18 protein-coding genes are annotated in these 22,979 nt (G+C 72.2%); 12 read left to right on the forward strand and 6 right to left on the reverse strand.

Annotated features, from left to right (window positions below; translation table 11 throughout):
- Positions 1–34 precede the first annotated feature (34 nt).
- Complete coding sequence (locus tag OG259_RS38640; RefSeq protein ID WP_443052089.1) at positions 35–1,828, reverse strand: serine hydrolase; 1,794 nt, start codon at positions 1,826–1,828, stop codon at positions 35–37.
- Positions 1,829–1,991: 163 nt separating this feature from the next.
- On the opposite strand from OG259_RS38640, the gene OG259_RS38645 reads away from it, so the two are divergent.
- The 3 genes from OG259_RS38645 (at position 1,992) to OG259_RS38655 (ending at position 5,510) form a co-directional block, all read left to right on the forward strand.
- The gene (locus OG259_RS38645) at positions 1,992–3,101 is read left to right on the forward strand and encodes an NAD(P)H-dependent flavin oxidoreductase (RefSeq protein WP_328946507.1); all 1,110 of its coding nucleotides are present in this window, start codon (positions 1,992–1,994) and stop codon (positions 3,099–3,101) included.
- Entirely contained in the window at positions 3,098–4,654 is a 1,557-nt protein-coding gene (locus OG259_RS38650; RefSeq protein WP_328946508.1) for an acyl-CoA synthetase, read from the forward strand. Before OG259_RS38645 ends, OG259_RS38650 begins: the two co-directional genes overlap by 4 nt.
- 151 nt (positions 4,655–4,805) lie before the next feature.
- A complete protein-coding gene (locus tag OG259_RS38655; RefSeq protein WP_328946509.1) occupies positions 4,806–5,510 on the forward strand; it encodes a GNAT family N-acetyltransferase in 705 nt (234 codons plus the stop codon).
- Between the two features lie 15 nt (positions 5,511–5,525).
- Here OG259_RS38655 and OG259_RS38660 read toward each other — a convergent pair whose 3' ends face one another.
- Positions 5,526–6,182 (reverse strand): TetR/AcrR family transcriptional regulator, encoded by a 657-nt coding sequence (locus OG259_RS38660; protein ID WP_328946510.1) that lies wholly within the window; start codon positions 6,180–6,182, stop codon positions 5,526–5,528.
- Between the two features lie 168 nt (positions 6,183–6,350).
- Here OG259_RS38660 and OG259_RS38665 point away from each other — a divergent pair, with 168 nt between their 5' ends.
- The gene (locus OG259_RS38665) at positions 6,351–7,010 is read left to right on the forward strand and encodes an SRPBCC family protein (RefSeq protein ID WP_328946511.1); all 660 of its coding nucleotides are present in this window, start codon (positions 6,351–6,353) and stop codon (positions 7,008–7,010) included.
- Between the two features lie 40 nt (positions 7,011–7,050).
- Here OG259_RS38665 and OG259_RS38670 read toward each other — a convergent pair whose 3' ends face one another.
- Positions 7,051–7,938: a nitroreductase/quinone reductase family protein gene (locus OG259_RS38670; RefSeq protein ID WP_328946512.1), complete on the reverse strand. Its 888-nt coding sequence runs from the start codon at positions 7,936–7,938 to the stop codon at positions 7,051–7,053.
- Positions 7,939–8,091: 153 nt separating this feature from the next.
- On the opposite strand from OG259_RS38670, the gene OG259_RS38675 reads away from it, so the two are divergent.
- A complete protein-coding gene (locus OG259_RS38675; RefSeq protein ID WP_328947306.1) occupies positions 8,092–8,496 on the forward strand; it encodes a MarR family winged helix-turn-helix transcriptional regulator in 405 nt (134 codons plus the stop codon).
- A gap of 41 nt (positions 8,497–8,537) precedes the next feature.
- Positions 8,538–9,635, forward strand: a complete 1,098-nt coding sequence (locus tag OG259_RS38680) for a calcium:proton antiporter (protein WP_328946513.1) — start codon at positions 8,538–8,540, stop codon at positions 9,633–9,635.
- A gap of 30 nt (positions 9,636–9,665) precedes the next feature.
- On the opposite strand, the gene OG259_RS38685 is transcribed toward OG259_RS38680, so the two are convergent.
- Positions 9,666–12,032: a penicillin acylase family protein gene (locus OG259_RS38685; RefSeq protein ID WP_328947307.1), complete on the reverse strand. Its 2,367-nt coding sequence runs from the start codon at positions 12,030–12,032 to the stop codon at positions 9,666–9,668.
- A 258-nt stretch (positions 12,033–12,290) separates the two neighbouring features.
- Here OG259_RS38685 and OG259_RS38690 point away from each other — a divergent pair, with 258 nt between their 5' ends.
- Positions 12,291–13,796, forward strand: coding sequence for a fatty acyl-CoA synthetase (locus OG259_RS38690; protein ID WP_328946514.1), 1,506 nt, complete (start codon positions 12,291–12,293; stop codon positions 13,794–13,796).
- A gap of 130 nt (positions 13,797–13,926) precedes the next feature.
- Here the strand turns inward: OG259_RS38690 and paaK are convergent, their stop codons facing one another.
- Positions 13,927–15,222, reverse strand: a complete 1,296-nt coding sequence (paaK, locus tag OG259_RS38695; RefSeq protein WP_328946515.1) for a phenylacetate--CoA ligase PaaK — start codon at positions 15,220–15,222, stop codon at positions 13,927–13,929.
- A gap of 331 nt (positions 15,223–15,553) precedes the next feature.
- Here paaK and OG259_RS38700 point away from each other — a divergent pair, with 331 nt between their 5' ends.
- The 3 genes from OG259_RS38700 (at position 15,554) to OG259_RS38710 (ending at position 19,917) form a co-directional block, all read left to right on the forward strand.
- The gene (locus OG259_RS38700; protein ID WP_328946516.1) at positions 15,554–16,984 is read left to right on the forward strand and encodes a family 2B encapsulin nanocompartment shell protein; all 1,431 of its coding nucleotides are present in this window, start codon (positions 15,554–15,556) and stop codon (positions 16,982–16,984) included.
- A gap of 107 nt (positions 16,985–17,091) precedes the next feature.
- Complete coding sequence (locus OG259_RS38705) at positions 17,092–17,871, forward strand: GNAT family N-acetyltransferase (protein WP_328946517.1); 780 nt, start codon at positions 17,092–17,094, stop codon at positions 17,869–17,871.
- 102 nt (positions 17,872–17,973) lie between these two features.
- On the forward strand, positions 17,974–19,917 hold the full coding sequence (locus tag OG259_RS38710) for a serine/threonine-protein kinase (protein ID WP_328946518.1): 1,944 nt from the start codon (positions 17,974–17,976) through the stop codon (positions 19,915–19,917).
- A gap of 17 nt (positions 19,918–19,934) precedes the next feature.
- Here the strand turns inward: OG259_RS38710 and OG259_RS38715 are convergent, their stop codons facing one another.
- Positions 19,935–20,750 (reverse strand): pentapeptide repeat-containing protein, encoded by an 816-nt coding sequence (locus tag OG259_RS38715; RefSeq protein ID WP_328946519.1) that lies wholly within the window; start codon positions 20,748–20,750, stop codon positions 19,935–19,937.
- A 103-nt stretch (positions 20,751–20,853) separates the two neighbouring features.
- Here OG259_RS38715 and OG259_RS38720 point away from each other — a divergent pair, with 103 nt between their 5' ends.
- Together OG259_RS38720 and OG259_RS38725 are read left to right on the forward strand one after the other, a co-directional pair.
- Positions 20,854–22,377: an alpha/beta fold hydrolase gene (locus OG259_RS38720; RefSeq protein WP_328946520.1), complete on the forward strand. Its 1,524-nt coding sequence runs from the start codon at positions 20,854–20,856 to the stop codon at positions 22,375–22,377.
- 184 nt (positions 22,378–22,561) lie between these two features.
- The gene (locus tag OG259_RS38725) at positions 22,562–22,975 is read left to right on the forward strand and encodes a VOC family protein (protein ID WP_328946521.1); all 414 of its coding nucleotides are present in this window, start codon (positions 22,562–22,564) and stop codon (positions 22,973–22,975) included.
- The last annotated feature ends 4 nt before the right edge of the window (positions 22,976–22,979 follow it).

The following is a 22,979-nucleotide window of genomic DNA, read 5'->3' on the forward strand; positions in this document are numbered from 1 at the left end:
CGAACCAGCAGTTCGACCAGGTGGTCGAGAGGGCTCAATCGGCCGACCTGCTCCAGCCGTTCGCCTTGATCCGCGCCCCGTCCGCAGGCCGCGCCTCGTCGAACACCGGGCGCCCCGCTCCGTCGAGGAGCCGCAACCCGTCCACGTACACGCCCCGTCCCACGTACCGCTGGTCCGTGGTGTACCGCCAGCGCAGGAGCGCGTTCGGCCCGGGCAGCGGCGCGGACACGGTGTGCCAGACGCGGCCGGACCAGCCGCCGACCGTGCCCGTCGGGTGCTCGGTGGTGCCGTCGGTGGCGCCGTCGGTGGCGAAGGGAACGGGTTGCCAGGTCGTGCCGCCGTCGGCGGAGGCCTCCAGGGCGACCCGGTCGGTGCCCGGCTCGGTGTCCCACCACAGAGCGCACTCCAGGTGTGCGGCGCCCGCCACATGGGGGAGCGTCAGGGTGGCCGTCGTGGCGCTCGCCATGCCGGAGAACCAAGCCGTACGGCCCCGGGCCGGTCGTACGGGCACTGCCCTGGCCAGCTCGTTCGCGGTGGCGACCCGGGGAGCCGACCCCGAGCGCCAGGTGCGCACCGGGTGCACCGAGTTGCCGAGGACGATCAGGAACGCGTCGGTCGTCGGGTCGAGGACGAGACTGGTGCCGGTGAAGCCGGTGTGCCCGGCGGTCCGGGGCGTGGCCATCGCGCCCATGTACCAGTGCTGGTAGAGCTCGAAGCCGAGTCCGTGCTCGTCGCCGGGGAACGCGGTGTTGAAGTCGGTGAACATGAGCTCCACCGAGGCGGGGGAGAGGATGCGGGCCCGGCCGTACGCCCCGCCGTTGAGCAGGGTGCGGGCGAGGATCGCGAGGTCCCAGGCGCGCGAGAAGATCCCGGCGTGGCCCGCGACCCCGCCCAGGCCGTGGGCGTTCTCGTCGTGGACCTCGCCCCGGACCATGCCCCGGTCGAGGCCGGACCACGGCGGGCGGGCGTCCTCGGTGGCGGCGATTCCCGGCCGCCAGGAGAGCGGTGGATTGAAACGAGTGCGGTGCATCCCGAGCGGAGCGGTGATCTCGTCGTGGAGCAGGACATCCAGACCGAGACCGGTGATCTCCTCCAGGATCAGCTGGAGCGCGATCAGATTCAGATCCGAGTAGAGGTACGTCGAGCCCGGCGGGTTCGCCGGCACCTCGTTCCAGATCAGCCGCAGCTTCCCCTCCCGCGTCGGCTCCTTGTACAGCGGGATCCAGGACCGGAACCCGGAGGTGTGGGTGAGCAGCTGACGGACCGTGACATCTTGCTTCCCGCCACCGCCGAACTCCGGCAGGTACGCGGTGACCTTCGCCTCCAGCTCCAGGGCCCCGCGCTCGATCTGCTGCACGGCGAGGATCGAGGTGAAGAGCTTGGAGACCGACGCCAGGTCGAAGACGGTGTCCTCGGTCATCGGGACCTGCTCGTGCGGTGGCAGCTCCACTCCGGTGTCGGTCTTCTCGTCGTACGCCGCGTACCGCACCGCCATGCCGATCGGCCGGTGCAGAGCCACCGTCCCGCCCCGCCCGGCGAGCAGCACGGCCCCCGCGTACCAGGGGTGGGTGGGGGAGGGCGCGAGGAAGGCCTCGGCCTCCGTGACGAGCCGGTCCAGGTGCCCGGAGAGCAGCCCCGCCCGCTCGGCCGAGCCGTGTCGCAGCGTGGTCCGCCGCGCGCCCCCGCCCCCGTTCCCGCCGCCGCTCCCGGACCCGGGATCCGGGGCTGCCGCAGCCCCCGGCACCGCACCGATCATCAGCGCACCTCCCAGGGCGAGCACCCCGCCGCCGAAAGCGCGGCGGCTCGGTCCACCCTGACCTCTCGTCATGTCCACCGTCATGCCCACCCTCTCCCACGGTCGACGCGAACGAAACGTCGACAGGCGGTGAGGGTGCCTCCCGGTGCCCTCCCCGTGCCCTTCGGGCAAAGAATCTGACGATGCATCAGAAAACCTCTTCCCTCCGGCGCGCCGCTGCGGCATCCTGCCGCCCATGAAGACGGAGCTGAGTCGCACACTGGGGATCGAGCACGCCATCTTCGGCTTCACGCCCTTCCCCGCGGTGGCCGCCGCACTCACCAGAGCCGGCGGATTCGGAGTCCTCGGCGCGGTCCGCTACACCGACCCCGACGAACTCGCCCGCGACCTCGACTGGATGCAGGAGCACACCGACGGCCTGCCCTACGGCCTCGACGTCGTGATGCCCGCGAAGAAGGTCGAGGGGGTGACCGAGGCCGAGGTCGAGGCGATGATTCCGGAGGAGCACCGGGCGTTCGTCCGGGCCACCCTCGCCAAGCACGGCGTGCCCGAACTCGCCGAGGGCGAGGCCTCCGGCTGGCGCATCACCGGCTGGATGGAGCAGGTCGCCCGCAACCAGCTCGACGTGGCCTTCGACTACCCGATCAAACTCCTGGCCAACGCCCTCGGCTCACCGCCCCCGGACGTCGTCGCCCGTGCCCACGACCACGGCGTCCTCGTCGCCGCCCTCGCCGGCAGCGCCAGGCACGCCCGCCACCACGCCGACGCCGGGATCGACATCGTCGTCGCCCAGGGATACGAGGCCGGCGGCCACACCGGCGAGATCGCCTCCATGGTCCTCACTCCCGAGGTCGTGGACGCCGTGTCCCCGCTGCCCGTGCTCGCCGCGGGCGGCATCGGCAGCGGGGAGCAGATCGCCGCCGGGCTCGCCCTCGGCGCCCAGGGCGTCTGGCTCGGCTCGATCTGGCTCACCACCACCGAGGCCGAACTGCACTCCCGCGCCCTCACCGCCAAGCTGCTCGCCGCCGGTTCCGGTGACACCGTCCGCTCCCGTGCCCTGACCGGCAAGCCCGCCCGGCAGCTCCGCACCGAGTGGACGGACGCCTGGGACGACCCGGCGGGACCGGGCCCGCTCCCCATGCCGCTCCAGGGACTTCTGGTCGCCGAGGCCGTCTCCCGCATCCAGCGGCACGAGGTCGAACCGCTTCTCGGCACCCCCGTGGGGCAGATCGTCGGCCGGATGAACTCCGAGCGCAGCGTCCGACAGGTCGTGGACGAGCTCACCCGCGGCTTCGAGAAGGCCGTCGACCGCATCAACCGCATCGCCGGACGGAGCGAGGCATGAGCCAGTCAGCCACAGCCGCAGGATTCTGGTCCCAGGCCGCCGCCGACCCCGGTCGTACGGTCCTGGTCGCACCCGACGGCGAGGAGTGGACCGCCGGCCGGCTGCACACCGAGGCCAACCGGCTCGTCCACGGGTTGCGCGCAGCCGGTCTCGAACGCGGCGACGCCTTCGCCGTCGTCCTCCCCAACGGCCCCGAGTTCTTCACCGCCCATCTGGCCGCCACCCAGGCCGGGTTCTATCTCGTCCCCGTCAACCACCACTTCGTCGGACCCGAGATCGCCTGGATCGTCGCCGACTCCGGCGCCAAGGTCCTCATCGCCCACGAACGCTTCGCCGAAGCGGTGACGCTCGCCGCCGACGAGGCCGGGCTCGCGGCCACCCACCGGTACGCCGTCGGTACGATCCCCGGCTTCCGCCCGTACGCCGAGCTGCTCGAAGACCAGGACGGGTCCGCGCCCGCCGAGCGGACCCTCGGCTGGGTCATGAACTACACCTCCGGCACCACCGGACGCCCCCGCGGCATCCGCCGCCCGCTCCCCGGAAAGCTCCCCGAGGAGACCCATCTCGGCGGCTTCCTCGGCATCTTCGGCATCCGGCCCGCCGACGGAAACGTCCACCTCGTCTGCTCGCCGCTCTACCACACGGCCGTGCTCCAGTTCGCCGCCGCCGCCCTGCACCTCGGGCACCCGCTGGTCCTGATGGACCGATGGGCGCCGGAGGAGATGCTCCGCCTGATCGACCGGTACGACTGCACCCACACCCACATGGTCCCCACCCAGTTCCACCGGCTGCTCTCGCTGCCCCAGGAGGTACGGGACCGGTACGACGTCTCCTCCATGCGCCACGCGATCCACGGCGCCGCACCCTGCCCCGAGCACGTCAAGCGGGCGATGATCGACTGGTGGGGGCGGTGCGTCGAGGAGTACTACGCGGCCAGCGAGGGCGGCGGCGCCTTCGCGACCGCCGAGGAGTGGCTGAAGAAGCCCGGAACGGTCGGCAGGGCCTGGCCCATCAGCGAACTCGCCGTCTTCGACGACGACGGGGTACGGCTGCCGCCCGGTGAACTCGGCACCGTCTACCTGAAGATGAACACCGGCGGCTTCCAGTACCACAAGGACGAGGCGAAGACCGCGAAGAACCGCATCGGCGACTTCTTCACCGTCGGGGACCTCGGGGTCCTCGACGAGGACGGCTATCTCTTCCTCCGCGACCGCAAGATCGACATGATCATCTCCGGCGGGGTCAACATCTACCCGGCCGAGATAGAGGCCGCCCTCCTCGCCCACCCCGCCGTCGCCGACGCAGCCGCCTTCGGCATCCCGCACGCCGACTGGGGCGAGGAGGTCAAGGCGGTCGTCGAGGCGGCCGAGGGCCACACACCGGGCGCCGCGCTCGCCGACGAGATCCTGACGCACTGCGCCGACCGCCTCGCGGGCTTCAAACGACCGAAGTCGGTCGACTTCGTCGAGACCATGCCCCGCGACCCCAACGGCAAGCTGTACAAGCGACGTCTCCGCGACCCGTACTGGGAGGGCCACGAGCGCCCGCTCTAGAGCTGTCCGGGCGCACCCGACCGCCGGTTCCGGCGCGGCCGCCTGCGGTCGAGCCGACCCGGACCCGCGGGTCGGCGTCCCCTCGGGGCCCGTCCATCGGACCAGGTCGGACAGGCCCTAGACTTCGTGCGCGAGGAGGTGGGACGACACCATGGCGGGCCGCGATCCCTTCGTACTGGACGACCCGGTGGGTGAGTCCCTCCGGGGCCGTCACGCGCACCTCGCCCGCCGCGTCGGCCTGGCCGCCACCTACCTCCCGGACGTCTCGACCTTCGCCGCCGTGTCCACCGACCCGGATCCGGCGAGGTGGGCCGACCTCACCGAACTCCTCGGCCGGGGCGAGTTCGCCGACATGTTCAGTTGCCCGGTGCTCCCGCCGTCGGACTGGGAGCCCGTCTTCGTCCTGGAAGGCCGCCAGATGATCCGGCCGGGCGACGGCACGTCCGACCCTCAGGGAGACGAGACGGACGACGGCGTGGTCGAACTGGGCGCGGACAGCGTGCCCGAGATGCTCGACCTCGTCGAACGCACCCGGCCCGGACCCTTCTGGGCCCGTACCCCCGAACTCGGCACCTACCTCGGCATCCGCGAGAAGGGCGCGCTGGTGGCCATGGCCGGCGAGCGCCTCCGGCCCCCGGGCTGGACCGAGATCAGCGCGGTCTGCACCGCGCCCGAGGCCCGCGGGCGGGGCCACGCCGCCCGCCTCGTCGGCGCGCTCGCCGCGCGCATCGAGGCGCGGGGCGAAGCGCCCTTCCTCCACGTCGCCGAGGCGAACGCCGGCGCGATCGCCCTCTACGAGAAGCTCGGCTTCGTGACCCGCAAGCACGTCACCTTCCGCGGCTTCCGCACGCCGTAGGATCCGCGTCCCGCCTCAGGGCAGGGGTGCCAGCAGCTCGTCCAGTTCGGCCGTGAAGAGCAGGGCCGGGTCGAGGTCCATGCCGGTGAAGTGGCCCGCGAGTTCCAGCGACAGGACGCCGTGCATGCGGGTCCAGAAGGTCAGGAACCGGTGGAGCGCCCCCGGCGGGGCGGGGTGGCCGGCGGCCCAGTTCCGATGGTCCTCCAGGTAGCTGCCGAAGGCGGTCGTGGCGCTCGCCCCGGGGAGTGACGCGACCGCGTCGAGCAGCGTCGTCATGATCGCGGAGGAGAGCGCGGTGGTGTCCGCCGGCGCGTGGTAGCCGGGTATGGGCGTGCCGTAGACGAGGAAGTACCGCTGAGGGTCCGTCAGGGCCCAGTCGCGCAGGGCATGTGCGAGTCCGGAGAGGTCGGCACCGGCGGCCGAGGCCGTGCGGAGCGTGTCGGCGAGGCTTTGGTAGGCCTCCCGGACGAGTTCGGTGATCAGGTCGTCGCGGCTGGCGAAGTAGCGGTAGAGCGCGGGTCCGCTCATGCCCATCTGCTTGGCGATCGCGTTGAGGGAGAGAGCGGAGGCTCCCGCCGTGGCGATCTGCTCCCAGGCGCGTTTCGTGATCTCCGCCCGCACCTGGGCCCGATAGCGCTCCCGTGGGGTGTTCGTGCCCGTCGCCGCGGCCATGGTCTGCCACCGTCCTCGTTCATTCGGCTACAACCTCAAGGGTTGGTGAGAAGTTATCACGGACCCGTTGACCCTTCACTGGATGGTGAGTTACAACTTCTAACGAAAGCGTGAGCCTCTATCAAAGAGTGGACGGTGCTCACGCCCCGACCGACAGAGGAGAACTCCATGTCCGGCACCCGCAGCACCGGCATCCGCGCCGCTCTTGTCACCGTCCCGGTCGTCCTCGGCCTCCTCGGCACCGCCGCCGCGCCCGCCGGGGCTGCCGCGTCCGTCGGCTCCCGCGCCGTGGGGCCCCACCCCGCGGCTTCCCTTACCTGCCGAGGTGAGGGCGTCGTCCCCGACGCCCTCGTCCGCCACCGGACCGAGATCGTGATCAACGCCCCGCTGCGCACCATCTGGAAGCTGCAGACCGACGTGGAGCGCTGGCCGTCCTGGCAGGCCCCCGTCGAGTCCGTGGAGCGTCTCGGTCACGGCCCTCTCCGCAGGGGTTCGGCTTTCCGGTGGACGATGCCGATCCCGCCCATCCCCTCGATTCCAGCCACCAGCCTGGAGATCACCTCGACCGTCCGGCAGATCGAGCACCATGCGTGCATCCGCTGGACCGGCCCCGCGGTCGGCGAAGGGCTGCGCATCGACGGCGTCCACGTCTGGAACTTCACCGAGGTCGGGGGAGGTGTACGGGTCAGCACCGAGGAGACCCACACCGGCCCCCAGGTCGAGGCGGACGTTCCCACCGCGAACGGGCTTCTCCGCGAGGGCCTCGAAGCGTGGCTGCGGGACCTGAAGGCCGCCGCCGAAGCCCCTGCCCGCGGCCTGCCGCGCTGACCCGTGGCCGGGGCGCACCCTGCCCCCGGGGCAGGCGGTGCTACGTGCCCGGCACGACGCGGGTGCGAGTGAGTGCCGGGAGCAACTGCGCCTCCTCGTATGTGAAGTGTTCCTCCAGGCGGGTCGCCAGTCGGTCCACCTCCGCGCGGAGGGTCGCCGGTGAGGCCCCCGAGGTGAGCAGTGCCTCCAGTTCCTCCACCGTGCGGGCGACCGCCTTGTGCTCCTCGCGCATCCGGGCCAGGGAGTCGGACAGTTCGGGGAACTGTCGCTCCAGGAGGTCGAAGACGCTGTCCTCGTTGTGGTGGTGGGCGTGCAGCGCGCCGCAGAACGTCAGGCAGTGGCGGGCGAGCTGCCGCCCGAGCTCGGGGGCGTCCGCCGCCGCTCCCACCGCCTCGTCCGGTGTCGTGGAGTCGAGGCCCTCGCGTAACGCGGCGAGCTCGGCGCGGAGTTCGGCGTGGACCTTCACCAGGTGGTCGGCGATCGCGTGGTGTCGCGCCGGGTCCGTGAGGTCCACGCGGTGCAGGGCGACGACGGGGATGGTCCTGTCCGTGCCCGCCTGGTAGGCGGCGAACCCCGGATCGCGGGTGGCCTGTTCTGCGTACAGCCGGTCCCGTTCCTCGCCCTCCGTCACCACCGCCGTCGCCGCGAAGCGTTCGACCGTGCCCTCCGGGGTGCCGAGCTCGACGGTCACGTGCGGGTCGGCGCGGAGGTTGTGGAACCAGGCGGGGTGCTTCGGTCCGCCGGCGTTCGACGCGTAGACGAGCAGCCGGGCCCCGTCGCGTACGAACACGGCGGGGTTGGTGTGCGGGCGGCCGCTGCGGGCGCCCGTCGTGGTGAGGAGGAGCAGGGCCGCCCCCTCGAACATCCCGCCCACGCGACCGCCGTTGGCGCGGAACTCCTCGATGACCTGTCGGTTGAAATCGGACATGGGGGTGCCTTCCGGTAGCATCGATCCCGACGGATCTATTTGCTTTGAAAGCAAAGCTAAAAGGGAGGGTGCAGGGTGTCAACCGCACACGAGGGGGACGAGACCGCCGACGGGCCGGAACTGGACGAGGCCGTGCGGACGTTGTTGCTGCTCATGCCCCGGATGGTCTCGCGGGCGAAGCGCATCAGGATTCCCGACGAACTGCAGTCGTTCACGCTCGCGCCCCGCCATCTCTCCCTGCTCGCCTACCTCCTGTTCGACGGGTCGCTGAGCGTCAACGAGCTCGCCACCCGGCTGGAGGTCGCCCCCACGACCGTGAGCCTGATGGTGGGGGACCTGGCGAAGAAGGGCGTACTGGAACGGGTGGAGGACCCCGCCGACCGCAGGCGCAAGATCGTGTCCATCGCGCCCGCGCACAGCGCCGCCATCGACGGCTGGCTCGGCCGCAGCGCCGACGCCTGGCGCACGGCCCTCGCCCCGCTCGACGCGGCGCAGCGGCGGATGTTCCTGGAGACCCTCACCGCGTACGAGCGCGGCCTCAGCGACCCCCTGGATTGACCGAACCGGGCGAAAGCCCCCTTTGTGGCAGGATGCGGATCATGAGTTCGAGCACGGCGTCATTGACACGGCAGTGGACCACCTGGGGGCCGGTGGTGGCGGCGCTTGCGCTTGTCGCGGCCTGGGGGCGCGACCTGCCGGGCTTCGCCGTCGGATTCATCGCGCTCTGCCTGATCGCGGCCGTCCTCGCCGCGGTCCACCACGCCGAAGTGATCGCCCATCGGGTGGGCGAGCCCTACGGTTCGCTCGTCCTCGCCGTGGCCGTCACCGTCATCGAGGTCGGACTCATCGTCTCGCTGATGGTGGGAGGCGGTGAGAAGACCTCGACCTACGCACGGGACACCGTCTTCGCCGCCGTCATGATCACCTGCAACGGCATCGTCGGTCTCTCCCTCCTCGTCGGCGCGCTCCGCAACCGCGTCGCGGTCTTCAACGCCGAGGGTTCCGGCGGCGCGCTCGCCACCGTCTGCACCCTGGCCACGATGACGCTGGTCCTGCCGACCTTCACCACCAGCCATCCGGGCCCCGAGTTCTCCGGCGTCCAGCTCGCCTTCGCCGCTGTCGCCTCCATCTGCCTGTACGGCGTGTTCGTCGGCGTCCAGACCGTGCGGCACCGGGACTACTTCCTGCCCGTGCCGCGCCCCGGCCACGACTCGGAGGACGAGCACGCCGACCCGCCGACCAGGCGCGATGCCTGGACCAGCCTCGGCCTCCTCGTCGTCGCCCTCGTCGCCGTCGTCGGCAACGCCAAGCTCATCTCGCCGACCATCGAGGACGGCGTCCAGTCGGCGGGCCTGCCCAAGGCGGTCGTCGGCGTCGTCATCGCCCTGATGGTGCTGCTGCCCGAGACCCTCGCCGCCGTCCGCGCGGCCCGCCGGGACCGCGTCCAGACCAGCCTCAACCTCGCGTACGGCTCCGCGATCGCCAGCATCGGCCTGACGATTCCGGCGATCGCGCTCGCCTCGATCTGGCTGTCCGGGCCCCTGGTCCTGGGCCTTGGCCCGCTCCACATGGTCCTGCTCGTCCTCACCGGTGTGGTGAGCGCCCTGACCGTGGTGCCCGGGCGGGCCACGCTCCTCCAGGGCGGCGTCCATCTCGCGATCTTCGCCGCCTTCGTGTTCCTGTCGTTCAGTCCCTGACGCGCCCCGCGCCGGGCTGGGCGGAACCGTTCAGCCCCTGACGACCACCACCCGCAGCGCCGGCGAGCGCAGGATGTCCTTCTCGCAGAACCGGGAGGTCACCCAGCGCTCGCCCGCGTACAGCCGGGTCTGGTCGCTGTAGTGCGGCGACGCCGGGTTCGAGGACTGCGCGTACGAGAGCAGGGTGCGGGCCACCGGGCACCGGCTGCCGTCCCAGCCCACCGCCTGCACATGACTGGTTCCGGTGGTGACCTCCGTGTAGCCGCCGCCCGGCGCGTTCCACACCGACTCGGTCTTGTTCCAGATGCCCAGCGACTCGGTGCCGCCGCTCACCGGGATCCGCGTCCCGTTCCGTACGACGAACTGGTGCGCGCCGAGCGGTGCGTCCAGCGGGATGCCCGCCGTCCGCAGCTCCGCCACCGCATCCACCAGGGCCTTCGCGAAACCGGGCGCCGCCGTGTTGAGGGTGTTCGGGGTGCGGACCGGGTCGGCCGGCGAGAACGGGACCGTCCACTGCTGGGCCGGCGGCGTCGCGGCCGTGAACCTCCGCCAGAAGCGGTCGAAGAGCAGCGCGCCCCGGCTGTCCGTGTTCACCGTGCGGTCCCAGGCGCCGATCACCCGGCAGGCCTCGGTATCGCCCGGCAGCGCGGCCTCGCAGGCCCGCGCCGCATCGGAGGCCGCCAGGTCACCGGCCGGGGCCCGGTTGGCGAACTGCTGCCGCTGGAGGTCGGCCACCGTCAGATCGCCCCGCGCCGCCATCGCCGCCACGTCCTCGACGCCGCCCCGGGTACGCAGCGAGCGCGGGGTCGCGATCGACCCGAAGACCCGCTCGTAACCGGTCAACGGCCGGTCGGCGTTGGTCAGCCAGGCACTGTCGTTGGAGTTCTCCACGTACGGGGTGTCCCGCAGCACCGGCATCCGCGCCGGCCCGAAGACCCCCGGCTGCACCGCGTCCGGGTCGGAGCCGAGCGCGCAGTCCGACCGCGAGCCGTCGAGCACCGCGACACCGGAGGACGGGTAGGTGGCCCGGCCGAGCGGTGTGGAGCAGCGCGCGACGAGCTCGTCCGTGATCCGGGGGAGCACCTGGGACTGCGTGAAGAGGGAGTGCCCCGCCGAGTCCGCCGCGATCGTGTTGACCCAGGGCAGCCCCTGCGTACGCCGCAGGGCGTCGGCCACGTCCTGGACGGAGCGGGCCTTGCCGAAGCCGAGCGCGGTGTCGGAGCCGCGCAGATTGGCCACGTTGGGATCGTTGAGGGCGTACGCCGTGGTCGTGGTCCACGGCAGCGGAAGCTGGTTGCCGAGGGCGCCGACGACCGGGCCGTACCGGGTCCACCACTGGGTGCGGGTCACGGGCGCGCCGTCCTTGACGGGCACGGTCACCTGACGCGGGGTCATCCGCTCCGACCGGCCGTCCACCACGTATGAGGTCGGGTCGCCCGGGGCGAGCGTCAGCTGGTGCAGGTTGAGCGGGACGCCGGTGGCGACGGTGTGGCTCCAGGCCACCTTGTCGTTGAAGCCGATGTTGACGACGGTCGTGCCGAGGAGCGAGGCGCCCGAGACGTTCAGCTCGCCGGGGATGGTCTGCTGCGACTGCCAGAAGCGGCGGCCGCCCTGCCAGGGGTAGTGGGGATTGCCGAGCAGCAGCCCGCGCCCGTTCGCCGTGGTGGCGCCCGAGAAGGCGACGGCGTTGGAACCCATGGTGGCGTTCTCGGCGGCGAACAACTCCCGGGCGGCCTCGGCGGCCCGTTCGGGCTCGGGCACCTGTCCGGTGGTCGTGCCGGGCGGCGCGGCGGCCGGCGGCCGGGCGGCGGTGATGCCGTCGACGGCGCGGCCCTCTCCGCCGAGCACCGAGACGGCGTAGCCGCGCCGTGCCACATCGAGGGCGGTCACCGGGCGGACCCACTCGGCCTGTGCGCAGGCGGGATCCGTGACGCGGTTCTTCCGCAGCCAGGCGTTGTATCCGGCAGCCCAGCCGCGCATCAGTTCCTTGAGGTCACGGCTGGGACCGGCGGGCGCCGGCGTCCTGAGCAGCGCCTCGACGGTTCCGGCGTCCCTCACCCCGCGGAAGTAGAGGTCACTGGAGAGGTTCGTGGCGGCGGAGGAGAGCGAGCCGTCCGTGGCGGCTTCCGGGCCGAAGTACCGGGAGCGCTCGCCGTTCACGGTCAGGAATCCGTCCGCGAGCGTGCAGACCTGGTCGGCGGCCTGGGCCCAGCCCGTCCCGAAGCCGAGGTTCGCGTAGTCCTTGGCCACGATGTGCGGGATGCCGTACTCGGTGTACCGGATGACGGCCGAGAGGCCCCGGTCGGACGGGTGGTGGCTCCGGCCCCCGGAGTCGGCGACCGCGGCGCCGGGCAGCGTGGCGGTGACGACGGCGAGGGCGGCTCCGGTGAGCGCCAGGTGTGTGAGCCGCGTTCGGAGCGGACCGGCACGGAACGGACCGGTGCCGAGTCGGCCGGTGCGGAAAGGGCCGGTGCGGAACGGGCGGGTGCGGAGGTGCAAGGTGCCTCCCGACGGAAGGATGTGCACTGTGGGTCGGACCATGCACGCAGCCGCGCGCCCGCTTGTCAACATCCCGTTCGGTATCCGAGGTCCGGGCATGTGCGGCGCACCGCACGGTACTTGACCTTCCGCCGGGTACGCGCCGAGGATCACCGCATGGATCGACTCCTCAGCCGCGCCGTCGACGGTGTCCTGCGCATGAGCGCCCAGCGCGTCCCCGACCGCATCGCCCTCCGCTACGCGGAACGGACCTGGACGTACGCCGAGCTGGACGCGGCCGTCTCCACCGCGGCGGCCGTCCTGCGCGAACCGCACCACCTCGGCCTGCCCGAGGCCGCCCGGGTCGCGACGTACGCGCACAACTCGGACGCCTACCTCATCGCGTTCCTCGCCTGCTCCCGGGCGGGCCTGATCCACGTGCCGGTCAACCACCATCTGACCGGCGAGGACCTCACGTACCTCCTGGAGCAGTCGGACACCTCCCTCGTCCTCGCCGACCCCGCCCTCGCGGAGCGCGTACCGGACGGCTTCGCGGTCAAGGCGCTGCGGGACGCGCCCGGTTCACTCCTCGACGCGCTCGCCACGCCGGAGACGTACGACACCGACCGCGACGCCCGGGAGTTCGTCCAGCTCCTCTACACCTCCGGCACGACAGCCCTCCCCAAGGGCGCGATGATGACCCACCGCGCCCTGGTCCACGAGTACGCCAGCGCGATCGAGGCCCTCGACCTGCACGAGGACGACCGGCCGGTGCACGCGCTGCCGCTCTACCACTCGGCCCAGATGCACGTCTTCCTGCTGCCCTACCTTGCCGTCGGCGCCGAGAACACGATCGTCGACGGACCTGATCCGGCCGTCCTCTTCGACCTGGTCGAGGCGGGCCGGGCCGACAGCCTCTTCGCGCCGCCGACCGTCTGGATCGGCCTCGCCAACCACCCGGACTTCGCGAGCCGCGACCTCTCGGCCCTCCGCAAGGCCTACTACGGGGCGTCGATCATGCCCGTGCCGGTCCTGGAGCGGCTGCGCGCCCGGCTGCCGGGACTGCGCTTCTACAACTGCTTCGGCCAGTCGGAGATCGGCCCGCTCGCCACCGTCCTCGGCCCCGACGAGCACGAGGGCCGGATGGACTCCTGCGGCCGGCCCGTCCGCCACGTCGAGGCCCGGGTCGTCGACGAGGACGGCAAGGACGTCCCCGACGGCACCCCCGGCGAGATCGTCTACCGCTCGCCGCAGCTGTGCGACGGGTACTGGCGCAAGCCCGAGGAGACCGAGGCGGCCTTCAAGGGCGGCTGGTTCCACTCGGGCGACCTCGCCGTCCGCGACGCCGAGGGCTATCTCACGATCGTCGACCGGGTGAAGGACGTCATCAACTCCGGGGGAGTGCTCGTCGCCTCCCGCCAGGTCGAGGACGCGCTCTACACCCACCCCGGCGTCGCCGAGGTCGCCGTGATCGGCCTCCCCGACGCGCGCTGGATCGAGGCCGTCACAGCGGTGGTCGTCCCGCGCGGCGAGGTCACCGAGACCGAACTCCTCGCCCACGCCCGGGAGAAACTGGCCCACTTCAAGGCCCCGAAGCGCATCCACTTCACCCCGGAGCTGCCCCGCAACGCGAGCGGCAAGATCCTGAAGCGAGAGCTGCGGGACCGGTACGCGGGAGCCTGAGACGCGTCCCCTCTTCGGGCTGCGGGTCACCGACGACGAACCGGCCGAGGCACAAGCCCGCCGGTTCATCGACCTGATCACGTCCGACGACCCCCGCACCACCGCCGAACGGCTCTGAGGACGGGGCCTCTCATCCCTGGTCGGTCTTCCGCATGTCCACGATCCGCTTGATCTTGCCCACCGAGCGCTCCAGGGTCTCGGGGTCGACCACCTCCACGCCGACCGAGACGCCGATCCCGTCCTTCACCGCCGCCGCGATCGACCGGGCCGCCTCCGCGCGCTGCTCGCCCGTCGCGCCCGCACGGGCCTCGGCCCGTACGGTCAGGGCGTCGAGCCGTCCCTCACGGGTCAGACGCAGCTGGAAGTGCGGGGCCACGGCCGGGGTCCGCAGGACGATCTCCTCGATCTGCGTGGGGAACAGGTTCACCCCGCGCAGGATGATCATGTCGTCGCTGCGCCCGGTGACCTTCTCCATCCGCCGGAACACCCGAGCCGTCCCCGGCAGCAGACGGGTCAGGTCGCGCGTCCGGTAGCGGACGATCGGCATGGCCTCCTTGGTGAGCGAGGTGAAGACCAGCTCCCCCTCCTCCCCGTCGGGCAGCACCTCGCCCGTGAAGGGGTCCACGATCTCCGGGTAGAAGTGGTCCTCCCAGATGTGCAGGCCGTCCTTGGTCTCCACGCACTCCTGCGCCACGCCGGGGCCGATCACCTCCGACAGGCCGTATATGTCGACCGCGTCGATCGCGAACGCCTCCTCGATCTCCTTCCGCATGGCCTCCGTCCACGGCTCGGCGCCGAACACGCCCACCTTCAGGGAGGTCGAGCGCGGGTCCACGCCCTGCCGCTCGAACTCGTCGAGCAGCGTGAGCATGTACGAGGGGGTCACCATGATGATCTCGGGGCGGAAGTCCTGGATGAGCTGCACCTGCCGGGCCGTCATACCGCCCGAGGCGGGGATCACCGTGCACCCGAGGCGCTCCGCGCCGTAGTGGGCGCCGAGTCCGCCGGTGAACAGGCCGTATCCGTACGCCACATGCACCTTGTGGCCCGGGCGGGCCCCGGCGGCGCGCAGCGACCGGGCGACCACGTCGGCCCACATGTCGAGGTCGCCGTCCGTGTAGCCGACGACGGTCGGCCGGCCGGTGGTGCCGCTGGAGGCGTGGATGCGCCGGATCCTCGACTGGTCGACGGCGAACATGCCGAAGGGGTAGTGGTCCCGCAGGTCCGTCTTGGCGGTGAAGGGGAAGCGGGCCAGGTCCGCGAGCGCACGGCAGTCGTCCGGGGTCACCCCGGCCGCGTCGAAGGAGCGCCGGTAGAAGTCCACGTTCTCGTACGCGTGGCGCAGGCTCGCGCGCAGGCGCTCCAGCTGGAGCGCCGCCAGCTCCTCACGTCCGAGCCGTTCGCCGCTGTCCAGCAGTTCCGTCATCGCGCCACTCCTCCACGGTCCCGGTCGTGAAACGGACTACCGATCATTCGGTAGATCCGCTCCGGGTCAGTAAAACCGGAGGTACCCGGGGGTTGGCAAGGGGGCGGAGGTTCTTCTTCCCGCCCGTACGGCGGAGCGCGCGCGGCGCGCGCGGGCGGTCGCCGCCACCCGCGCGCATCGGCCCGCCCGCGCCGCAGGCAAGGGGCGGGGGCGGCTGTGCGTTACATCTGGATGCGGAGAGTGACCGGTCCGGCCCACGCCACGCCTCCCGAGCCTCCGAGCCCCCGAGCCCCTTCGAGAACCCCCGAGAATCCAAGGAACGGAGTCACCCATGTCGGTCGACACAGAGCCGACGGCCTCCCCGGCCCCCGTCCCCGCCGTCGAGATCCGCCAGGTCCAGCTCAGCCTCAGCACCGCCGCCGCTCGCAACCTCGCCACCACCACCAAGTCCGAGCCCCAGATGCAGGGCATCAGCTCCCGCTGGCTGCTCCGCACCCTTCCCTGGGTCCATACGCCCGGCGGCGCCTACCGGGTCAACCGCCGCCTCTCGTACGTCGTCGGCGACGGCCGCGTCACCTTCGTCAAGAGCGGCTCCAGGGTCGAGGTCATCCCCGCCGAACTGGCCGAACTGCCCCTCCTGCGCGGCTTCGACGACCCCACCGCGCTCAGTGCGCTCGCCGAGCGCTTCGTCCAGAAGGAGTACGAGCCCGGCCAGGTCGTCGTGCACGCCGGCCAAGCGGCCGACCACGTCCATCTGATCGCCCACGGCAAGATCGAGAAGATCGGCACCGGCCAGTACGGCGACGAGACCCTCCTCGGGCGGCTCGGCGACGGCGATGCCTTCGGCGGCCAGGTGCTCGACGGGGACGGCCGGTGGGAGTTCACGGCCAAGGCCGTCACCGCGTGCACCCTGCTCGTCCTGCCCCGTGCCGCGTACCGGGCCGTGTCGGAGCAGTACGAGAACCTCCGCGACCACGTCCGCGGCCTCAGCCCCAACGGACACCACCCCTCCACCAACAAGGCGGGCGAGGCGGCGATCGAACTCAGCGCCGGCCACGTCGGCGAGGCCGTGCTGCCCGGCGCCTACGCGGACTACGAACTCAAGCCGCGCGAGTACGAGCTCAGCGTCGCCCAGACCGTCCTCAAGGTCCACACCCGCGTCGCCGACCTCTACAACCAGCCGATGAACCAGACGGAGCAGCAGCTGCGCCTGACCGTCCAGGAACTCCGGGAGCGGCAGGAGTACGAACTCGTCAACAACCCCGAGTTCGGGCTGCTGCACAACACCGACTACGACCAGCGCATCCAGACCCACTCCGGCCCGCCCACGCCGGACGACCTCGACGACCTGCTGAGCATGCGGCGCGGCACCGAGTACCTCTTCGCCCACCCCCGTGCCATCGCCGCCTTCGGCAAGGAGTGCAACAAGCGCGGCCTGCTGCTCGGCACCGTGGACCTCGGCGGGCACCACATCCCGGCCTGGCGCGGGGTCCCCCTGCTGCCGTGCGGCAAGATCCCCGTCAGCGACCGGCAGAGCTCCTCGATCATCGCGGTCCGCACCGGCGAGGACAACGAAGGCGTCATCGGCCTCCACCAGACCGGCCTGCCCGACGAGATCGAGCCCGGTCTCAACTGCCGCTTCATGGGCATCGACGAGAAGGCGATCATCTCCTACCTCGTCACCGCCTACTACTCGGCCGCGATCCTCGTACCCGACGCGGTCGGCATCCTGGAGAACGTCGAGGTGCGCCCCCGCGCCTGACGACGAGGCGCGCCTCCGTCCCGTGGTGGCGAGGCGCCGAAGGGGCGCGGGCGGGCGGCCCGGTAATCCCGTTGCCGGGCGCCGGGCAGGGTGCTGGAGTGGCCCGCATGGAAGAACCCCAGCACCTCCGTGACCTGTACGACCGTCAGCTGCGCCGCGAGGCGCGCCCCGACGGACCCGGCTGCCGGATCGACCGCGTCGGCGACGTCGTCCGCCAGACCGGACCCGCGCACGCCTGGAACGGCGTCCTCTGGTCCGGTCTCGACGCCGCGGGCGCCGACCGCGCCATCGCCGGGCAGCTCGACCACTACCGCGCCGAAGGCCTGTCCTTCGAGTGGAAGCTGTACGCCCACGACACCCCCGCCGACCTCGGCGACCGGCTCCTCGCCGCGGGCTTCACCGCCGAGGACCCCGAGACCCTGATGGCCGCCGAGGCCGCCGCGCTGCCCCACGACGTCCCGCTGCCCGCAGGAGTCGAACTCCGCGCCGTCACCGACGAGGCAGGGGTACGCCAGGTGGTGGAGGTCCACGAGCGCGCCTTCGGCACCGACAGCGGCCACATCGGACGCCAGCTCCTGGACCGGCTCGCGGCCGACCCCGACACCGTCACCGCCGTCGTGGCCCTCGCCGACGGCGAACCGGTCAGCGCGGCCCGGCTCGAACTCTGCCCCGGCACCGACTTCGCCGGCCTCTGGGGCGGCGGCACCGTGGAGGCCTGGCGCGGCCGGGGCCTCTACCGCGCCCTCGTCGCCCACCGCGCGCGTATCGCGGCCGAACGCGGCCACCGCTACGTCCAGGTCGACGCGGCGGACACGAGCCGTCCCATCCTCCAACGCCTCGGATTTCTCACCCTCTCCACCACGACCCCCTACACGTACGGCAGTTAGGCCGCATATCGCGTAGCCGGGCGTCCGGGAGGACCGGCCGGGTGTCCGGAAACGGTAGGGTGCCGTCCGGCAATTGTGGTCTGCGTGGGGAGACACGAGTTCATGAGTGGTCAGCAGTCGGGTCGAGGGGGTGCGGGTGAGATCTTCCAGGCGCTCGCGGCGGACGATCCCACCACGGTCGCGGGATATCGGCTCGCCGCCAGGCTGGGTGCCGGCGGTATGGGCAAGGTGTATCTGTCGTACACCCCCGGTGGCCGGCCCGTCGCCATCAAGCTGATCCGCCCCGAATTCGGCGAGGACGCGGAGTTCCGCCGCCGGTTCGCCCAGGAGGTGCGCTCCGCGCAGCGCGTCCAGGGCCTCTTCACCGCGCCCGTGATCGACGCCGACCCCGAGGGCGCACAGCCCTGGCTGGCCACCGCCTACGTCCCGGGCCCCTCGCTCGCCGACGCGGTCGTCGCCCACGGAGCGCTGCCCGTCGAGACGGTGCTGCTGCTGGTCGCCGGCATGGCCGAGGCCCTGCACGTCATCCACGGCGCCGGGATCGTGCACCGCGACCTCAAGCCGTCCAACGTCCTCCTCGCCGCCGACGGGCCCCGCGTCATCGACTTCGGCATCGCCCACGCGGCCGACGCGACCTCTCTCACCGGCAGCGGCGTCACGATCGGCACACCGTCGTTCATGGCGCCCGAGCAGGCCGCCGGGCGCAAGGTCACCCCGGCCACCGACATCTTCGCGCTCGGGCAGGTCGCGGCGTACGCCTCGACCGGCGTCCCGGCCTTCGGCGAGGGAACCTCGCACGGCGTCCTCTACCGGATCGTGCACGAGGAGCCGGACCTCGGCGCGGTGCCGGAGCGACTGAACGAGCTCGTCACCCGCTGCCTCGCGAAGGACCCCGAGGCGCGGCCGACGCTCGCCGAGATCATTCGGCTCTGCCAGGCGGCGAACGCGTCGACGGTGCTCCGTCGGCCCGAGGACTGGCTGCCGGCACCGGTCTCCGCCGACATCACGGCCCGCGCGGCCGCTCCGGCGCCCGTCCAGACGCCGCCGCCCCCGCCGACCGCGCCCACGGGCGGCTATCCGCCCACCGCTCCGGCCGGGCCCGCGCCCGCCGCGGCCTACTCGCCGACCGCTCCGTCCACCCCGGCGCCGCCGGCCGCCCCGCCCGGCGCGTACGGGCCGCCCGTCGGGCACCAGGCCACGCCGCCGCCCGGGCCGTACAGCACGCCCCCGCCGCACGCGGCACCGACCCATGCCGCACCGCAGCACACGGCACCGACCCACGCGGCGCCGCAGCACACGACCCCGACCCACGCCGCGCCCGGCCACACCTACGCGCCGCAGCAGGGGCCCTTCCCGCCGTCGTACCCGCACCCGGGAGCCCCGGGAGGGCCGATGTCCACGCCGCCCGGCGCGCGGCGCGGCTCGGCCAAGAAGGGGCTGTTCGTCGCCGTGGCAGCCGTGCTCGCCTTCGGTGTCGTGGGCGGTGTCACCGCCTACACGCTCCTGAAGGACAAGGACCGGACGAACGCTTCGGACAACGACAAGCCGAGCGGCACGGGGGGCCCGACGGCTTCGGGTACCACCGGGACCGGCGGCACCGGTAGCACCAGCGGCACGACCGGCACGCCCAGTGCGAAGCCCCCGACCGCGCCCGCCGCGAAGCCCGCCGACTTCACGAACATCAACCTCACCGCCGGATACCACCTGACCCTCGGGGACGAGGTCGTACGGCCCCAGGACGGCGAGGACGGCGGGTACGAACTCTCCTACGACACCGGCGGGTACTTCGACGCCGAGAGCAGCGGCGGCAACCTGGTGCTCCTCGACCCCGGGCAGGTGGGCTCCCTCGACGTGTGCCGCGCGGAGACCCGGTTCACCCAGAACGTGTACGTGAGCAAGCTGTCCCAGGGCCGCCAGCTGTGCGTCACGACGGGGAGCGGCCACATGGGCCTCGTCACCGTCAAGGGCATCTCCCCGGAGGACTCGCCCAGCACCTACGTGACCATCGACGTGACCGTCTGGCGGAACGCCGCCCCGTCGTCGTAGGCCGGACGCGGCCCAGGTCAGGACGCCCAGTGCGCGGGGCGCTCGAAACCCTCCGGAAGGCGGGTCTCGGCGTTCCCGCGCGCCGCGTTCAGCTGGGGCTGCGTCAGGAAGAGGGCGCCCGTCAGGTCCGCGCCCGAGAGATCGGCGTCCCGCAGGTCCGCGCCGATCAGATCCGTGAGCGACAGATCGGCCCCCGTCAGATCGGCGGCGATCAGCAGCGCCCCGCGCAGGTCGGTGCCCCGCAGCTTCGCCCCGCGCAGCCGCTTGCCGAGCAGGTCCGCCCCCCGCCGGCTCTTCGGCTTGCCGCCGGCCGTGGCGCGGACCAACTCGCTCGTCCGCAGGAGCAGCTGGTTCACCTCGGCGCGCACGTCCGGCACCCGCAGCTTCTCCAGGTCGTCCGCCGAGCCTCCGGTGAGCTTCTCGACGCGGGCGAGCGCGGTCCGCAGCTCGGCGTGGACGGGGCGGGCCGCCGGGCGGCCCAGCGCCTCCGTGAGGTAGCGCAGCAGCTCGTGGAGCTGGCGCATCACGTAGAACACGTCGTACATCTGGCTCGCGGTCTCCGGCGCCTCGCGCCAGGACACGCCGCCGAAGGTCACCTGGGAGACCTGCTGGCCGGCGCCGAAGCAGTCGTACACCGTGCAGCCCTGGAATCCGCTCGGTCGCAGCCGGGTGTGGATGCCGCAGCGGAAGTCCTCCTGGAGGTTCCGGCAGGGCTCACCGGGCGCCTTGTTCACGGCGAAGTCGGCGGACTTCGCGAAAGGCAGCGCCACACAGCACAGACCGAAGCAGTTGGCGCAGTCGCCGCGCAGTGCGGATTCCCGGGTCTCGGCCACGGTGGAACGGTTCCTTCGCTGATCGGGGACGGTCCGGCCACCGTATCGCGCTCTCGGTGAAACCCGTTGCGAAGATCGCCCGGGGTCCGTGAGGATCGACGTCATGCCCAAGATCATTTCGTACGACGGGACCGAACTCGCCTACCGGATCGTGGGGGAGGGCGAGCCGCTGGTCTGCCTGGCGGGCGGACCGATGCGGGACGCCGTCTATCTCGGCGACCTGGGAGGGCTCGCCGCCCACCGCGCCCTGGTCCTCCTCGATCCCCGAGGCACCGGGGCGAGCGCCGAGCCGGCCGACCCCGGCACGTACCGCTGCGACCGGCAGGTCGGCGACGTCGAGGCGCTCCGCGTCCACCTCGGTCTGGAGCGCATCGACCTCCTCGGTCACTCGGCCTCCGGGAACCTGGCCACCCTGTACGCCGCCGCCCACCCCGAACGGATCCGCTCCCTCGTCCTCGTCACCTCCATGGGCCGCGCGGTCGGCGTCGACACCACCGACGAGGAGTGGGACAAGGCCGTCGAGGTCTTCGCCGACCAGCCCTGGTACGCGGAGGCGAGGGCCGCACTCGACACGATCGGCCCGGACACCCCGCTGGCGCGCGTCAATGAGATCGCGGCCCCCTTCGCCTACGGCCGCTGGGACGCGGCCGCGCAGGAACACGCGGCGGGCGCGGAACGGCAGATCCACTGGGAGGCCGCCGTCGCCTACCACGGCGAGGGCGCCTACGACCCGGAGGCGATCCGCCGCGCGCTCACCGCGCTCACCGCGCCGGTCCTGATCCTGGCGGGGGAGTACGACGCGAATCCCACCCCGGCCAAGGCGGCCGAGGCGGCCGCCCACTTCCCCCACGCCGAACTCGTCGTGCTGCCGGGCGCCGGACACTTCCCCTGGGTGGACGACGCGGAGGCGTTCGTCCACCCGATCGCCGCCTTCCTCGACCCGGAGGTGCGTACGGTCACGGTGGACGGCGTACGCCTCGCCTACCGGGTACAGGGCGCCGAGGACGCCCCGCCCGTCGTCCTGGTCCACGGGCGCACCGAGAACAGCACGACCTGGACGCGGATCGCGACGGAACTCGCCGCCGACCACCGGGTGTACGCGGTCGACCTACGCGGCCACGGACTCAGCGACCGGCCGGGTCGCTACGGCTTCGACGTCTTCCGAGACGAACTCGGCGGCTTCATCGAGGCCCTCGGCCTCACCGGCGCCACGGTCGTCGCCCACTCGATGGGCGCCGGTGCCGCGTATCTGCTCGCTCAGCGGAAGCCGGAGCTCATCGGCAGGCTCGTCCTGGAGGAGCCGCCGGTCTTCTTCCCGCTCGACCCGCCGCGCCCGTGGGTCGCACGTCCCGAGGGCCCCCTCGGCTTCGACTGGGAGATCGTCCTGGCCACGAACGCCCAGCTGAACGCGCCCGATTCCGCTTGGCGCGAGGAGCTCCCCGCGATCACGGCCCCCACCCTCGTCGTCGCGGGCGGCCCGGCCAGCCACATCTCCCAGGACCAGCTGCCCTGGCTGGCCGACCGCATCCCCGACGCCCGCCTCGTGACGATCGAGTCGGGACACCTCGTCCACACGGACCGGCCGACGGAGTTCCTGGCCGCACTGCGGGAGTTCGGACTCCGGTGAGGTGAGGTGAGGTGAGGTGAGGTGAGGGCGGGCCGTGACCTGCTCGGCGGGCGGATCCGGCGCCGCGTCCTTGGGCCGATCGGCCCAGGTGCGGCGCGCCTCGGCCGTACGGGCGGATGCCGGTGGAAGATCGGACCTCCGCCCACGACGACATCGCCTCGGCGCGACGAGACAGGAGCCAGGTGTGCCCACTCGCCTCAATCCCTACCTCAGCTTCTCCGGTGAAGCGAAGCAGGCCATGGAGTTCTACAAGCAGGTCCTCGGTGGCAGCCTCGCCCTCAACACGTACGGCGACTCCGGCGCCGGGGCGCCCCCCGGATACGCCGACAAGATCATGCACGGCATGCTGGAGACGCCCAGCGGATTCACTCTGATGGGCTCCGACACCCCGCCCGGCATGGAGCACACGCCGGGGAACAACTTCGCGGTGAGCCTGAGCGGCGACGACGCGGCCGAACTGCGCGGCTACTGGGAGAAGCTGTCCGACGGCAGCACCGTGTCCGTCCCGCTGGACAAGCAGATGTGGGGCGATGTGTTCGGCATGTGCACGGACAAGTTCGGGATCACGTGGATGGTCAACATCACCGAGCAGCGCTGATCCG

This window comes from Streptomyces sp. NBC_00250, from assembly GCF_036192275.1.
GTDB lineage: Bacteria > Actinomycetota > Actinomycetes > Streptomycetales > Streptomycetaceae > Streptomyces.